11 protein-coding genes and 1 pseudogene are annotated in these 14,533 nt (G+C 53.5%); 8 read left to right on the plus strand and 4 right to left on the minus strand.

Annotated features, from left to right (window positions below):
• Positions 1-273 precede the first annotated feature (273 nt).
• The 6 genes and pseudogenes from ACQUQP_RS11475 to ACQUQP_RS11500 all read left to right on the plus strand — a co-directional run.
• Positions 274-1,548 (plus strand): annotated as a pseudogene (locus ACQUQP_RS11475) (DNA/RNA helicase domain-containing protein); the annotation flags it as partial.
• Positions 1,549-1,803: 255 nt separating this feature from the next.
• On the plus strand, positions 1,804-2,187 hold the full coding sequence (locus ACQUQP_RS11480) for a S24 family peptidase (protein WP_432698695.1): 384 nt from the start codon (positions 1,804-1,806) through the stop codon (positions 2,185-2,187).
• A 47-nt stretch (positions 2,188-2,234) separates the two neighbouring features.
• A complete protein-coding gene (locus ACQUQP_RS11485) occupies positions 2,235-2,600 on the plus strand; it encodes a nucleotide pyrophosphohydrolase (protein ID WP_432695169.1) in 366 nt (121 codons plus the stop codon).
• A gap of 35 nt (positions 2,601-2,635) precedes the next feature.
• Positions 2,636-2,860, plus strand: coding sequence for a hypothetical protein (locus ACQUQP_RS11490; protein ID WP_432695170.1), 225 nt, complete (start codon positions 2,636-2,638; stop codon positions 2,858-2,860).
• Between the two features lie 44 nt (positions 2,861-2,904).
• Positions 2,905-3,453, plus strand: a complete 549-nt coding sequence (locus tag ACQUQP_RS11495; protein WP_432695171.1) for a DUF6933 domain-containing protein — start codon at positions 2,905-2,907, stop codon at positions 3,451-3,453.
• A 1,959-nt stretch (positions 3,454-5,412) separates the two neighbouring features.
• Positions 5,413-8,451, plus strand: a complete 3,039-nt coding sequence (locus ACQUQP_RS11500; protein WP_432695172.1) for a S8 family serine peptidase — start codon at positions 5,413-5,415, stop codon at positions 8,449-8,451.
• 74 nt (positions 8,452-8,525) lie between these two features.
• Here ACQUQP_RS11500 and ACQUQP_RS11505 read toward each other — a convergent pair whose 3' ends face one another.
• Together ACQUQP_RS11505 and ACQUQP_RS11510 are read right to left on the minus strand one after the other, a co-directional pair.
• A complete protein-coding gene (locus ACQUQP_RS11505) occupies positions 8,526-9,827 on the minus strand; it encodes a tyrosine-type recombinase/integrase (RefSeq protein ID WP_432695173.1) in 1,302 nt (433 codons plus the stop codon).
• Between the two features lie 213 nt (positions 9,828-10,040).
• Entirely contained in the window at positions 10,041-12,479 is a 2,439-nt protein-coding gene (locus tag ACQUQP_RS11510) for a heavy metal translocating P-type ATPase (protein WP_432695174.1), read from the minus strand.
• Positions 12,480-12,571: 92 nt separating this feature from the next.
• On the opposite strand from ACQUQP_RS11510, the gene ACQUQP_RS11515 reads away from it, so the two are divergent.
• Together ACQUQP_RS11515 and ACQUQP_RS11520 are read left to right on the plus strand one after the other, a co-directional pair.
• Positions 12,572-13,021, plus strand: a complete 450-nt coding sequence (locus tag ACQUQP_RS11515) for a MerR family transcriptional regulator (protein ID WP_432695175.1) — start codon at positions 12,572-12,574, stop codon at positions 13,019-13,021.
• Positions 13,014-13,460: an NUDIX hydrolase gene (locus ACQUQP_RS11520; RefSeq protein WP_432695176.1), complete on the plus strand. Its 447-nt coding sequence runs from the start codon at positions 13,014-13,016 to the stop codon at positions 13,458-13,460. Before ACQUQP_RS11515 ends, ACQUQP_RS11520 begins: the two co-directional genes overlap by 8 nt.
• A 2-nt stretch (positions 13,461-13,462) precedes the next feature.
• Here the strand turns inward: ACQUQP_RS11520 and ACQUQP_RS11525 are convergent, their stop codons facing one another.
• Both ACQUQP_RS11525 and ACQUQP_RS11530 read right to left on the minus strand, forming a co-directional pair.
• Positions 13,463-13,756, minus strand: coding sequence for a hypothetical protein (locus ACQUQP_RS11525; protein ID WP_432695177.1), 294 nt, complete (start codon positions 13,754-13,756; stop codon positions 13,463-13,465).
• Between the two features lie 70 nt (positions 13,757-13,826).
• A complete protein-coding gene (locus ACQUQP_RS11530; protein ID WP_432695178.1) occupies positions 13,827-14,498 on the minus strand; it encodes a response regulator in 672 nt (223 codons plus the stop codon).
• Between the last annotated feature and the right edge of the window lie 35 nt (positions 14,499-14,533).

Genomic DNA, 14,533 nt, shown 5'->3' on the forward strand with positions numbered 1-14,533 from the left:
AATATCCCGCTGACAAACCGCAGGGTGGACTTCATCCTGACCGGTAAAAACCACCAACGAAACGATGCCGCTGTCATCGTGGAACTCAAACAGTGGCAGTCTGTTGAGGTAACGAAAAAGGACGCCATCGTGCGTACCCAGCTGGGTGGTGCAGTAAGAGAGACAAACCATCCCTCCTATCAGGCATGGTCTTATGCCGCGCTAATCGAGGACTACAACGAGACGGTACGCTCTGAGTCGATTAGCCTCGTACCCTGCGCCTACCTGCACAATATGAAGCGGGCAGATGCAATCAATGATCCGTTCTACGAACATCACACAAGCCGTGCCCCGGTCTTTATCTCTCCCGATGCATTGAAGCTCTCCAAGTTTCTGCGCCAGCACATAAAGTTTGGCGACAGTAACCAGGTCATGTATCGGATCGAGCACGGCGTAATCAAACCAAGCAAGAACCTGGCAGATGCACTCGCGTCGATGATGCAGGGCAACGCCGAGTTTCTGATGATTGACGAGCAGAAACTGGTCTATGAAACCGCCATCGATCTTGCGCACCAGGCAGTAGCAGGCGAAAAACAGTGTCTTATCGTCAAGGGCGGGCCGGGTACCGGCAAGTCGGTGGTGGCGATCAATTTGCTGGTAGAGCTGACAAACCGTGAGATGATGACGCAGTACGTTTCGCGTAATTCAGCTCCGCGAGAGGTATTCAAGAAGAAGCTGACAGGTACTCGCAAAAAGACCCATATCGATAATCTGTTCAAAGGATCGGGAAGCTACGTGAATGCCGAGCCCGATACCTTTCATGCCCTGATTGTCGACGAGGCACACCGCCTCAATGAAAAGTCCGGCATGTACCAGAATCTTGGTGAAAGCCAGATCAAGGAGATGATCCGCGCATCACGTTTTTCGGTCTTCTTTATCGATGAGGCCCAGCGCGTCACGTTGAAAGATGTCGGCACGGTTGCTGAGATCAAGAGACGGGCAAACCAGTGTGGAGCCGTTGTGTGGGAGCTTGAATTGGCATCGCAGTTTCGCTGTAACGGCTCGGATGGGTACCTGGCCTGGCTCGATCACGCGCTTCAGATTCGCACGACGGCCAACACTGACCTGAATGACATAGACTACGACTTCCAGGTGTTTGATGACCCCAGTGCGATGCGCCGGGCTATTATCGAGAAGAACCGCAAAGCCAACAAGGCTCGCATGGTCGCTGGTTACTGCTGGCCTTGGGCGAGCAAGAAAGACAAGCAAGCGATGGATATCGTGTTTCCCGAGCACAACTTTGCTGCTCAGTGGAACCTCGATAACGACGGCATGCTCTAGGCTATCGCAGATGAGTCTGTTGAGCAGGTAGGGTGCATTCACACCTGTCAGGGACTGGAGTTTGACTATGTCGGCGTAATAATCGGGGATGATTTCGTCATCCGCGGCGGCCGGGTAGTGACTGACGCCGGAAATAGGGCGGGGCAGGATCGTTCAGTGCACGGCTACAAGAAATTGCTCAAAGAACAGCCGGATCATGCCCGCGCTCAGGCGGACCAGATCATCAAAAACACCTATCGCACCCTGATGACACGTGGTCAGAAGGGGTGTTACCTGTACGCTACCGACGCAGAAACCCGGGAATACTTCGCTAACTTTATGTCTGCGCAGGACAAAGATGCGCAAGTACCGGAAAGCAGGGGAATTGCAGGCCTAGATAGCCTGGATGGCCTGGATCTCCCAATCGTGACACGTGCAGCTGCGAAGCCCGAACAGCATGTACCGGTCTATGACCTGAGCATTGCGGCCGGTGAGTTCAGTGAAATGCAGATTGCAGAAGCTGAATCTTGGGCCGAGTTGCCAGATTTCATGCGATCAAGTCCGGATCTCTTCATTAGCCGCGTGGTCGGCGAATCAATGAACCGGCGCATCCCGAATGGATCCTGGTGTCTGTTCCGTGCAAACCCCGGCGGCACGCGGCAAGGCAAGATTGTTGTGGTACAGCACCGTTCAATCGAAGATCCCGACCATGGCGGCAGCTATACCGTAAAGCAATATCACAGCGAGAAGATTGAGGAGTACGGTGAACTGGTCAACCAGCGAATCCTGCTCCGGCCGCTGACCAATGCCTTCGGGTACAGGGATATAGTGCTTGAGGATGAGCAGGAGGATCTGGTGGTGATTGGTGAGTTTCTTACGGTGCTTTAAGCCTTAGGGCCAGACACGAACAGTTTCAATACGTATGCGAGTTTCTTATGAGTGATCCATTCAAACAACTTAATGATGCCCTGCAGCAGTTCGCCACGGATCGAGATTGGGACCAGTTTCATTCACCCAAGAATCTCGCCATGGCACTAACCGTCGAAGCGGCGGAATTGCAGGAGTGTTTTCAGTGGACAACGGAGTCCCGCTCTTCAGATCTTGATGAGAAGGAACTGTCCGCTGTGCGTGATGAGGTTGCCGATGTGCAGCTTTACCTCATTCGCCTGGCAGGAAAACTGAACATCGATATTGAGCAGGCCTGCTGGGACAAGATGGTTAAAAACGCTGAGAAATACCCCGCACATAATGTGAAAGGCAGTTCTCGGAAGTATACACACTACGAGAACGATACCGATTAAGTGTAATTATCGCCGACAACCTGGCGGACGATGACATGCTCAGCTACGCCCGCATGGTAGCGGACAAAGTAGGGGAGAATGAAAGGGGGATGCATCAGCTCAGTAATAACACGCCTGACCAGGTCTGCCAGGATGATTTCTCACAGGCTGTCGATGATGCGGTGATGGGAAGTTCCGAAGCGTACAAGAACCAGATGATGCAGATTCTGAGCAATCCTCAGGTGGCTAGGGGTTTACGCGGGTGGTGTTTGATATTCTGATTAGAACGAATAATGTTTAAATATCATAATTATACGGTATTTTAGTGAGAATTCACGTTACTAAAAAACTGGCCGAAAAACTGAAAAAGGCAGATTTCTACATCTCGGATTCTGCCGACCAAAACCCCGTAGCTCTGGGTGAATGGCACGCCAATATCACCACAATCCAGCGCCGCCAGTGCCTGGTGTTCATCCATGACCAGACACGATTCTCGTTGGCGCTGATCGGCATGACCCAGAAAGAACTCAAGCAACTGACGTTCTGGTTCAGCGATATGCTGGCCAACACCATGCTCAAGCTCGGTTATCCAACGGAGCTTATGGAGCGTGCTGTGGGCATGGTCGATGAGCTGAGCTTTGATACTCAGTGCAGTCGTTCGATCCAAGGTACGTTGAAGAACACGATTCTTGATCTCGAAGCGTTTACCTGGGATGGCAGCCACATCATGGATCTGGCGCCGTATTCGGTTTCAGCCAGTCTTTGCGAATGTCCCCGTAGCAAAGGTGCAGTGAAGCGGGAATATCTCATCCCGGCTAACGAGATGCAGAAGCTGTTGGAGGATTTGCCAGATCCGAACGAAACTAGGCATTGATCCGATCCAGAACCTCTCAATCGTGAATCGTTCGCCAGCTTGAAAAGAACGACACTCAGTTCACGAAACTAAAATCTTCAAAGCTCTCCGCACGATTTCTACGGCCGCGATCGACTCAAACGGATCATCAAATGGAGTTTAGTATCACGATACGTAAGAAGTACAAATAATACCGATCAACAAAATTGGCCACGCGACGGTCATGAATGGTTGGGTATGGAAAATATCGGGCAGCGGCGGTTATACATTTCACAGATCCCGAACAGCAGGCGCAGAATATCAGCCAGCCTCGTAGTCACAGCAAGTCTATCCATCTTTATCCGTTCTAATCTTGGTCATTACCAAAGCGCTCAAAAGCAGGTGCGAGCTTAGGTCGCTTTTTGAGTATCAGCAGGATCAACAATTCTTGAAGTTAGTAGGTTCTTGCAAAGCCTTAAGCCCCTGCAAAACCGGTTATTTATAATACGTATAATGTATATTATGTTAAATCGTGTATTTGGAAATGCGCGATCAGGGTGGCTCAGGCGCACTAAATCAGAACTCGAGATACAACCTGGATTCCTGGACGCTTTGCCCTGCTCAGCAGAAAGCGCTAAAAAGCGATAAGCTGCGCTTCTGCTTGTCACCTAATAGACAACGATGGCTCCGTTCGCGGAAATCGAGATTTGTACGAATCGTGCGGAGAGTTGCGAAGATTTGAATTCCACGGGCTGAGTGTCGTTCTTTTCAAGCTGGCGAAGTTTTCAAATCTTGGCTTTACCGTATGTTTAGTACGCCTTTAATGAGCTCCCGAAGCTGCCCCGTCTATCCCTATTTGACGGCTGGCAGTTCTCGTCGTTTGGATTGGGCATACTTCTTGTTCGCTATCACAGAAAGCGAATAAGACATCTTCATATACCGCCTTAGGTCTTACAGGATTAGCTTGAAGGATATGGGTAACTGAGCGCCGAGCCAAAGGTGATTTGTCCTGATGATGTTTGAAAGCGCAGCAAATCATCGTCTACCTAAGGCCCGCCGACCCCGCCTGGCTCAGCAATCACTCCATCCACGGATCAATCCCGGTGAAGCGGACTGGCATTGCTGGACAGGAGTTCGAAAATCGAAGCGCGTGTTCGGCGCTAGCTCCGTTGTTGAACGATGAGCTGATTAAAAGGCAGCGGCTCCAACGCATATGCGAGGCATTGATTGTTAGCGAGATAAGGCTTTGATGCTATATGGTTCGTGATCAGACCATTGTGCTTACCAAGTCAGTAGAGCGAACAGTTAACAGGCTGGGCTTCTATGCCTGAATACCGATTCGTTGCCGATAATGCTATTTATCGGCATATCTATTTAAGTCATTGTATAGAAAAGAATTTCGGTGGCGCAGATCCTGAAGCTTTCAGTTTGTTCTCGAGATGTTCAGTCACTTTTTAGAGTTTGACACTTCTACATCAGTTTCTCTTTTTGCGATTGCGGGCATCACCAATAAGTACTAAACCCATGGTGTTGTGAGTAATCCCAGGCAATAGAATTAATCTGACATGTACCTCATAACCTATTGATTAGGTTGGAGTTATTTAGAAGCGGCCTGCATAGAATATGCGTCGTCTGGCTCTGGTGCACTCCGATATTCTTGTGGTCATCGCGTTATCTACAGCCTGTGGGGATCGCCCAGGGATGCCTGATCAGATGTGTTATTTCTGAGCTGGTGCATCACCCTTTCATTCTCCCCTACTTTATATCCGCTACGTGTCGCGCTTATTGAGCCTGGCGATAGCTGGTCAGATCGCCGGTCACAAACAACTCGTTTGGGCGTTTCAGGGTCGCTGAAAGAAGCTCTAACTGTCTTTTGCTTTACGACGAACCGACCTCGTATAGCCGTCATCTTGTCTATTATTCCTAGGGTAACACCTCGGCGTTGCGCTCCGGATCTGAACCTGTTCGCCGCGCGGCGAAACCGACAAAGGAGCCGCCACCATGATTAGAACAACAACCCTGCTGAAATGGGGGACGCTTTTTCTCGCTACAACCCTTGTTAACGTCGTCGTAGCGCAAAATTCAACCGGTATTTCGACCCGGCAGGCCAAACTTGAGGCACTGTCTGAAAAGTTAAAACAACGCGATCTATTTGATAAGACGCGAGCGCAGGCTTTTGCCAACGCGATGGGTATTCCGATGCGCCGCGAGTTGCTGGAAGGTGGCGTTCTCGAATTGCAGCGCGTTCGTCCGGATGGAAAGCCGGTTTTCTATATCACCAACAATATCGATGCTGCTGACTCAGTCTCCACCGATGAAGTCTGGCCGTTTGGGTCTACGGGTTTCGATCTGGATGGTTTGGGAATGACGCTGGGCTTGTGGGATGCGGGGGCCGTTTTCGAACATCCGGATTTCCACCTGGAAAGTAATCTGGGTCTCCCCTTTCGGCTAAGTCAAATGGATGACGCTACAGAGCTTAGCGGCCACTCAACTCATGTTGCCGGGACTCTTATTGGTGCGGGACAGGGCAATTACGTTGAGGCAACAGGTATGGCATACGCGGCCGACCTTGATGCTTATGACTGGAATTCGGACACCTCGGAAATGGCTGCCGCGGCAGCGTCGGGTCTTCTGGTTTCTAATCATTCTTATGGTATTGCTGCGGGATGGCTTTATCTTGGCGGCACTCCACCGGATCAGTGGTGGTGGATCGGCGGCTCTGATCCATCGGATGTCGAGGACCCGAACTTTGGTTACTACGATACCGAATCGCAGTTGTGGGACGAGATTGCTTACGACGCACCCTATTACCTGATCGTCAAAGCGGCCGGTAATGATCGGTCCGATACAGGCCCGGCGCCGGGTGAGGAATATACGGTAATCGACCAAGACGGCAGTTTCCTGTTTACCTCTACTCTACCCAGAGAGCCGGATTGCGCCCCAGCCGGGTACGACTGCATTCCAGGGAATAGCGTGGCCAAAAACATATTAACCGTTGGTGCGGTGGACGATCTGAATGGCGGCTATGCTCCGCTCTCCGGGCCCGGACAGGCTTTGATGGCACCCTTTAGCAGCTGGGGACCAACTGACGACGGACGAATCAAGCCCGACCTGGTGGGCAATGGCGTATTTTTATTATCCACTTGGCATGAATACCCCTATTACGCGGCAGCTGCCGGCACCTCGATGTCAGCGCCAAACGTTACCGGCTCACTGATTCTGCTGCAGCAACACTACGAAAATCTTCATCCAGGCAACCAGATGCGTAGTGCGACTCTCAAAGCGCTGGCCATCCACACCGCAGACGAGACAGGGAACGACCCAGGTCCGGATTACGCATTTGGTTGGGGCTTGCTGAATACCAAAACGGCGGCGCAACTGATCACCGATGACGGAGATGGCAATCACCAGATAATTGAGGACAGCCTCGCCAGCGGCGACGTGGATACCTACAGCATCAACGTCACGGACCCGGATAGCGTAATTACGGTTACTCTAAACTGGATGGACCCACCGGGTATTCCTGCGACGCCAAGCCTTGATCCAACGGATCTTATGCTGGTGAATGATCTGGATTTGCGTGTAATCAACGATTCCGACGCAACAATCTATCTCCCCTGGGTGCTGGACCCGGCAAATCCGGCGGCAGCAGCAACTAAAGGAGATAATTTTCGGGACAATGTTGAACAGGTTAAGATTTATAACGCAGCGCCAGGCTCGTACACCCTGGAGGTCAGTCACAAAGGCACGTTGCTGAATAATCTCAGCCAGGCATATTCGATTATCGTCAGCGTAACGCCCCCCTTACCCCCGAGCACTGGAATTCTTATCGATGAAGATTTCTCGGGCGGCCTGCCTGCCGGGTGGTCCATCGATACACCTGTAGGCACTCCATGGGCGATTGTCGACCCTGTTCCGGGTGATGACATCCATACTAACTATGTCGGTTCCGGAAAGTTTGCCCTCGTCGATAACGATTTTAATCGAACGGTGACCTCTCTTGTTACGCCCAGTCTCGATCTTTCAGGCAGCAGTGGTGCAGTACTTCACTTCACCAGTTATTTCGTATTCTACCTGCTTGAGACGATCAATGTTGACGTCAGCATCGATGGCGGAGCGACCTGGACAAACAAGTGGATGTTCTACGGCTTCAACGCCTACCCAATGCCCCACTCGCTTGACCTTTCGGCAGCAATTGCTGGTCACAGTAACGTAAAAATTCGTTTTAGATACGATACAGGGGGCGAATCGTATGGAAATTTCTGGCAAATCGACAATATACAACTCGAAGCTTTTGGTGGAACTCCTGAGCCTCCACCTGGCACCCCTCCAGCGGCGGCTTCGAGCCCCAGCCCTGCAGATGGATCGAATGGTACTGGAGTGAACACAAACCTTAGCTGGACAACTGGAGCGCGCACGGATTCACACAACATCTATTTTGGTACCAGCAGCCCGCTAGGCAGTGGTGATATGGTGGTAAATCAGCTTTCAAACACCTTCGACCCGGGCACGCTCGACTTTTCAACGACTTACTACTGGCGAGTTGATGAAGTCAATATCGATGGCACAACAGCCGGTGCGACCTGGAGTTTTACAACACAGGCAGATCCGACGCCTCCCCCTCCGCCGCCAGGCAGTAATATCGACCCTTCCGCGGCGTTCTCTTATAACTGCACTGCTTTGGATTGCACATTCGACGCAAGCGCTTCAACGGATAGCGATGGCTCAATCTCATCCTATTCTTGGGATTTTGGCGACGATGAAACCGCTTCCGGAGTGGCGCCCAGTCACACCTACTTAAGTCAGGGAAATTACACTGTCACTTTGACAGTTACTGATGATGACTCTGCGAGCAGTACGATTGCGGCATCGTTCCGCGTAAAGAATCGTGGCAGCGTTTCCGGCAGTGTGGGTGACACGGGCAGCGGGGGCGGTGATACCACAACAACGATCGAGGCCGAGAAAGGCAAGCGCAAATGCAACGATGGTATCGACAATGATGGCGATGGACTGATTGATGGTGACGATCCGGATTGTTGAACTGGCTTGAGTTTCTTTATGCGCAAAGGGCGACGTGAGCGCCCTTTTTCTTGCTCGCAAGCAGATCGGTTTCGTTATTCGTAGCTGTCGGGGAGATGATCCAGGGGTTTACGTGCGGCAGACTCGTGGCGCTCTACCCTTGAGGTGTGCAGGTACTGGGAGGTGGTGTCGATGCTGTCATGGCCGGCATCAGCCTGGACATGGGACAGGGGTCGATTGTTGAGATTGATATCGTGTGAAATGCCTGTGTGCCTGATGCTGTGCGGTGTCATCTGGCGCATTTCCCGGGCATCCTGATCGAAGCCGTCTTTTTCCGCGGCGTCGGCGGCGGTATCTATCAGCAGGTCTATCTCCTCTCGTAGCTGCCTTACGCCGAGGTTTGCGTTCAGCAAGCCGGCGTCGCGACCACGACCGGCCGCGCGGTGACGTATGAATAACGGTGTGTTTTCCTGCGGCACCGGCAGCGGACTCAGGCCCAGGAATGTCCGGTAGCGTTTCAGCGCCTTCAATAACGCATTGGATACAGCGACGGTGCGCTTTTTTCCGCCCTTGCTGCGCGGAATGTGAAAGCCCCAGACGCCGGTTTTGCTGTCGCGCCTGAATTGACCCATTACCGGGGAAAACCCGGGCCGTGCGGCTGTTTCGGAGATGCGAAGATAACAGCTGTAGACAAGGCTGATCAGGAACAGCGAGCGTTCATGCTGCTCGGGATCGCGAGCCGCCAGTTGTTTGGCGCTGGAGATAACGTAGGACCACTGCAGTTCGCTAAAGGCGCGAACCTCTTCGTCATCCTCACGCATGACGTTGCTTTGGCTGCCACTTTTGAAGCGTCCGTTTTTCATCAGCATCATGGCTGGATTTCGCTCGGTATACTCCTCGTAAATAAGGTAGTTAAAAAAGGCGGAAAGAATCGCCAGCTTGGTCTTTAGAGCCTTATCGGTGATTCGATAAGGTTGCGGCCTTGCATCCACTTTTTTGCCCAGAAAGGGTCGCCAAAGCGGGTTGGGCACACGCTGCTCCAGATCCTTGTTAAGGATGAATTGGGCAACGTTGCGGTATGCGATCAGCTCTGAAGGTGGATCGCAGCAGAAATCGATATAGCGCCCGAGGATCCGGCGCGTGATATCGGCCACCGAAATCTCCTCTACCTCGAAGGTCCAGTAAAGGAAGGTTGTCAGTTCACTACGATAGGTCTTGTAGTTGTTCTCGCTGCTACGATGCTCAAGCAGCCAGTCAGCCGCCAGTTCATAGATCAGCGCGGCATCACCGACCCTGTCGAGGGTGACGCCAGCCAGGTACTGGTTAACACTCGGGTTGCCATCCTCAAGGTGGGCGACGGCATCAAAAAGCGGCATGGCGGGTGGCAGGTCAAGCATCGGTTCAATCCTGGGCTACGTTTCACAAAACACATTAAAACAATAGCTTATAGAATGTTTCTAAGAAACAATATTATTGGATTGAATGCCGCTAAGTGAAGCGAATTACGACTCAATACACGGATTCTGAACTCAGCCTCCTGGTCAGGTATACGGCCGGGATCTATGAGTCGGCTTCCATCACGCCTAGCCAAGGCCGGTGTTCGCACTCGCCTAATTGTGTCGAAACCCCAGTAGCCGCAGTGCGTTCAAGGTAACCAGCACGGTAGCGCCGGTATCCGCCAGAACGGCAAGCCAGAGTCCGGTGATACCTAACAGCGTGGTAATCAGGAACAGTCCTTTTAGTCCCAGCGCAATCGCCAGGTTCTGGCGGATATTGGCCATGGTCGCCCGTGCAAGACGCACCTTGGCGGTGACATCATCCACGTAGTTGCGCAGTAATGCACCGTCTGCCGTTTCCATTGCTACATCTGTACCGCCACCCATGGCGACACCCACGTGAGCGGATGCCAGTGCAGGCGCATCATTGATACCATCGCCCACCATCATGGTCGGGCCTTTGGCCACCAGCTTGCGAACCGCGGCCACTTTATCTTCCGGCAATAGACCTGCAAAAAAGCCGATACCCAGGGTTTGCGCGATAGCCGCCGCAGTACGCGGGTTGTCGCCAGTGAGCATCACCGGTGTGATGCCCAGGGCTTTCAGGTTATTGATAGCGGTGATCGCATCCGGTCGCGGTTCGTCACGCAACGCCAGCACGCCCAGCATGCGCTGTTCAGTGAACAGGGTAACGACGGTTTTGCCCTCCTCTTCCAGCGCCTGTATGGCCGCTTCCAGGGCCGGTTCCAGCATACCGGCCTCACGGGCAAAAAGCGGCGAACCAGCGCGAATCAGCTGCGCTCCTATCATCGCTTCCATACCCCTGCCCGGGTGGGCGCGTCCCTCGGTTGCATCAGGGATCTGAATGCCTTCGGATCGGGCTTTTTCCACCAGTGCCACCGCCAGCGGATGGCTCGAGCCGGCTTCAACAGCGGCTGCCAGTCTTAGCAGTTCGCTACGATCTAAACCTATGGGCTCTATATCAGTGATCTGCGGGCGACCAAGGGTCAGGGTGCCGGTTTTATCGAATGCGATATGGCGGATACCCGCAGTGCTCTCGATAACCGCACCCCCTTTCATCAGTAGGCCGCTGCGTGTGCCGGCATAGAGTGCAGAGGCTATCGAGGCAGGAACTGATATCACCAGTGCGCAGGGGCAGCCGATCAACAGCAGTGTCAGTGCGCGGTAGATCCAGGTGTCCCAGAGTTGCCCGAACAACAGCGGCGGCACCACGGCCACCAATACCGCCAACCCAACGATTACGGGCATGTAATAACGACTGAAACGGTCGATAAAGCGCTCCGTCGGGGCGCGACTGGATTCCGCTTCCTCAACCATGCGGATAATACGGCTGATGGTGTTATCGCTGACCGGTTTGGTGACACGCACCCTGAGGGTTCCATCGGTATTGATGGAGGCGGCAAAGACACTGTCTCCCTGTGCTTTATCAACCGGCACAGACTCACCGGTCACTGGGCTCTCATCAACGCCGGAGTAGCCTTCAATCACCTCGCCATCCGTTGGAAGCCGGTCGCCGGGTCGAACCAGTACGATCTGGTCAACCTCGAGCTGTGCCGCATCGATCTCGCGGATGCCGTCCGGAGTTTCCAGGCGAGCGGTTTTCGGCAGCAGTTTGCCCAAGGCACGAATGCCGGCCCGTGCGCGATCGGCCGCGACACCTTCAAGCATTTCACCAATGGCAAAGAGAAACACGACAAGCGCGGCTTCCGCCGTGGCGCCTATGATCAGCGCCCCGCCGGCGGCGATGGTCATCAGCATCTCGATGGTAAATGGCATCCCGGAACGGAGCGCGGCGAATGCCCGTTTTGCCACGGGCACCAAACCAACCAGGCAGGCGAGTGCGAATACCCAACGAGCCACCTCTTCGCCGGCCGTAAACCGTACAACCCAGGCGATAACAAGCAGAACACCGGTTACCGTGATGAGCCTTCCTGCCGGGCTATTAAACCAGGATAAGCGCTTACTGGAAGCTTGCTCGCGCTGCTCATCGGAGTGAGCCGTATCCCGCTTTTGGCTCAGTTGAAAACCAAGATCACTGACAGTTGCCTCAATCTGTTGGGCTGAGGTCTCTGCGCCGTTCAGGCGCAGGCTAAGGGTCTCGGAGATCATCGAGATATTGATCCCTTCAATGCCTGGCAGTTTCTCCAGTGCACCGCGGATCTTTGCTGCACAGCCACCGCAATCCATGCCGGATATCTGCCAGGTCAAGTTGTCGTCGGAGGTATCCGCTTGCTCTGTCATCTGGCAGATGCTGTCACTGCAACAGAAGGAGGCACCGCTCGCCCCTTCAGCCCCATTCTTTGCCGATAAGGTGTAGCCGAGACGGCTGACGGTTGCTTCGATATCGGCGGCAGTTGTCTGCGATTCATCCAGGCTCAGCGTGAGCATTTCGTTGATCATCGATACATTGACGTCACTAACCCCGGGCAGGCGCTCTACGGCACATTGAACCTTGCGCACGCAGCTGCCGCAATCCATTCCACTCACATGCCAGGAATGAGTAGCCTGGGATAGCGAACTGTTACCGCTCATAAGTTACCTCCTCGGGGCCGCCTGGTAGCAGGCTTGTTGAGTCATATCGCTAAGCTTAATATCTATAGCGACTAGAGGTTCAAGGGGTTTTTATGTATTCCATCGGTCAGTTATCGAAAGCGACCGGCGTCAAAGTGCCCACAATCCGTTATTACGAAAAGATCGGACTGCTGCCAAAGCCCGGGCGCAGCGAGGGGAATCAACGCATCTATCCTGAAAGCTCCACGGAGCGGCTCGCGTTTATTCATCACGCACGTGCGCTTGGTTTTTCTCTGGACGCGATCAGAGACCTGCTCAGTCTGGCCGATCACCCGGATCAGCCCTGCACCGCGGCTGATGAGATTGCGAGAGATCAGCTTGAGGCGGTAAAGCGTCGTATTGCACAGCTGACCCTGTTGCAGGATGAGCTGGAGCGAATGGTGGAAAGCTGCCACATGGGTACGGTATCGAACTGCCGGGTGATTCAGGTGCTGAGCGATCATTCCCGCTGCCTGCACGAACATGGCTTAAATGATTCTGACAATGGAGGGGCCGATGATTAGTCGCACAGAGCATCGACGCCCTGTGGTAGCGGTGATTGCCGTGATGATACATGGTGGCAGCACGTTACTTGTGCGCCGCGCCAATCCACCTGATGCCGGATTCTGGGGATTTCCCGGCGGCAAAATCGAGCTGGGAGAGTCGCTGGAATCCGCTGTCACGCGTGAGCTCTATGAAGAAACCGGTGTAGTTGCGAAGCCTGGCCCGGTGCTGAATGCCGTGGATGTGATCGATCGTGACGATCGAGGCGAGCTACGCTCCCATCACGTGCTTGTGGCGATCGAGTGTGACTGGGTCAGCGGGTATCCGGTGGCTGGCGATGATGCGCTTGAGGCGCGCTGGTTTCCGCTTGATGAACTTGTATCCGGGACACTCAAGCTCAGCAGAAATGTGGCTAAACTGGCCCTTCAGGCGGCAAGCGCCGCCCGGCACAACGGATAGATTCAGGCGTGGTGTGGCGGTGTTTCCGCGCGCTGGTAGTCCGCAATAAACCCGGGAAAGACCTTCACGACCTCGCCGGTTATATCAGACTGGATATAGAGGCAGTGGTGCGAATCCTCCAATGAAGACTTGCCGATCACCTCGTAGTAGCGGTCTGAACGCAACTGCAGATCGCCATCGACGGAAAGCAGGCTTGCCTCAAGCCGTACGCGATCTCCGAGCTCGATAAGCTGCCAGAGCGACAGTGAATCGTTCACCTGTTCATGCTGAGCAAGGGATACATTGAGGTCATGCATTATTCGGCCTCCAGACGCTACTTCAACACTCTGTAGTTTTCAGTATAAGCCTGAACGGCCCGGGAGTGCATCAGGTCTGCAGGATGCCGGCCCGCATCGCAATATGGATGATTTCGGCGGATGAGGAGATATCCAGCTTGCGCATGAGATTGGAGCGGTGGGCATGAACTGTCTTCGGACTCAGGTGCATCAAGTCGGCAATGCCGTTAACGCTGTGCCCTTCTGCAATCATCGAAAAGATTTCCAGCTCCCGTGCAGTCAGTTGGGATAGCTGGTTGTCCTCGTATTTTTCCTCTTCACAATCAATAAGATGAGAGATTGATTTAGAGTAAAATGTGCGACCAATTGAGATGTTGAGAACCGCCTGACGCAGCTCCGATGAGGCATTGCGTTTGGTGACGTAGCCCTGAACACCAGCCTGCACTGCACGTTGCGGATAGGGGTTGGAATCGAGTCCGGTAACTACCAGGATGCGGGCACTGGAATCATGACTGCGGATCCGTCGTATCGCTTCAAGCCCGCCTGCCGTGGACTGAATCTCTTCGGAGTCACTGTCCATCGGCATCGACAGGTCGAGAATCACCACATCCGGCGCCAGTTTGCGATAACACTGCAGCGCATCGGCGCAGTTCTCGGCTTCTGCGATCACTTCGATATCGTTTGAACGGGTCAGCAGCTGCTGGTATCCAAAACGAACGATCGAATGATCGTCTACCAGAAGTACGCGGATCGGGTTGCTCATCGTGCTCTCTTAATACAGGTGTGAGAAACGGACCG

The sequence above is a fragment of the Marinobacterium sp. YM272 genome (genome assembly GCF_050908845.1).
Classification (GTDB): Bacteria; Pseudomonadota; Gammaproteobacteria; order Pseudomonadales; family Balneatricaceae; genus Marinobacterium_D.

Excerpts from the sequence above, each read along its gene's own strand:
- ACQUQP_RS11480 (WP_432698695.1), top strand. The coding sequence starts at position 1,804 with ATGCAGATTGCAGAAGCTGAATCTTGGGCCGAGTTGCCAGATTTCATG.
- ACQUQP_RS11485 (WP_432695169.1), top strand. The coding sequence starts at position 2,235 with ATGAGTGATCCATTCAAACAACTTAATGATGCCCTGCAGCAGTTCGCC.
- ACQUQP_RS11490 (WP_432695170.1), top strand. The coding sequence starts at position 2,636 with ATGCTCAGCTACGCCCGCATGGTAGCGGACAAAGTAGGGGAGAATGAA.
- ACQUQP_RS11500 (WP_432695172.1), top strand. The coding sequence starts at position 5,413 with ATGATTAGAACAACAACCCTGCTGAAATGGGGGACGCTTTTTCTCGCT.
- ACQUQP_RS11505 (WP_432695173.1), bottom strand. The coding sequence starts at position 9,827 with ATGCTTGACCTGCCACCCGCCATGCCGCTTTTTGATGCCGTCGCCCAC.
- ACQUQP_RS11510 (WP_432695174.1), bottom strand. The coding sequence starts at position 12,479 with ATGAGCGGTAACAGTTCGCTATCCCAGGCTACTCATTCCTGGCATGTG.
- ACQUQP_RS11515 (WP_432695175.1), top strand. The coding sequence starts at position 12,572 with ATGTATTCCATCGGTCAGTTATCGAAAGCGACCGGCGTCAAAGTGCCC.
- ACQUQP_RS11520 (WP_432695176.1), top strand. The coding sequence starts at position 13,014 with ATGATTAGTCGCACAGAGCATCGACGCCCTGTGGTAGCGGTGATTGCC.
- ACQUQP_RS11525 (WP_432695177.1), bottom strand. The coding sequence starts at position 13,756 with ATGCATGACCTCAATGTATCCCTTGCTCAGCATGAACAGGTGAACGAT.
- ACQUQP_RS11530 (WP_432695178.1), bottom strand. The coding sequence starts at position 14,498 with ATGAGCAACCCGATCCGCGTACTTCTGGTAGACGATCATTCGATCGTT.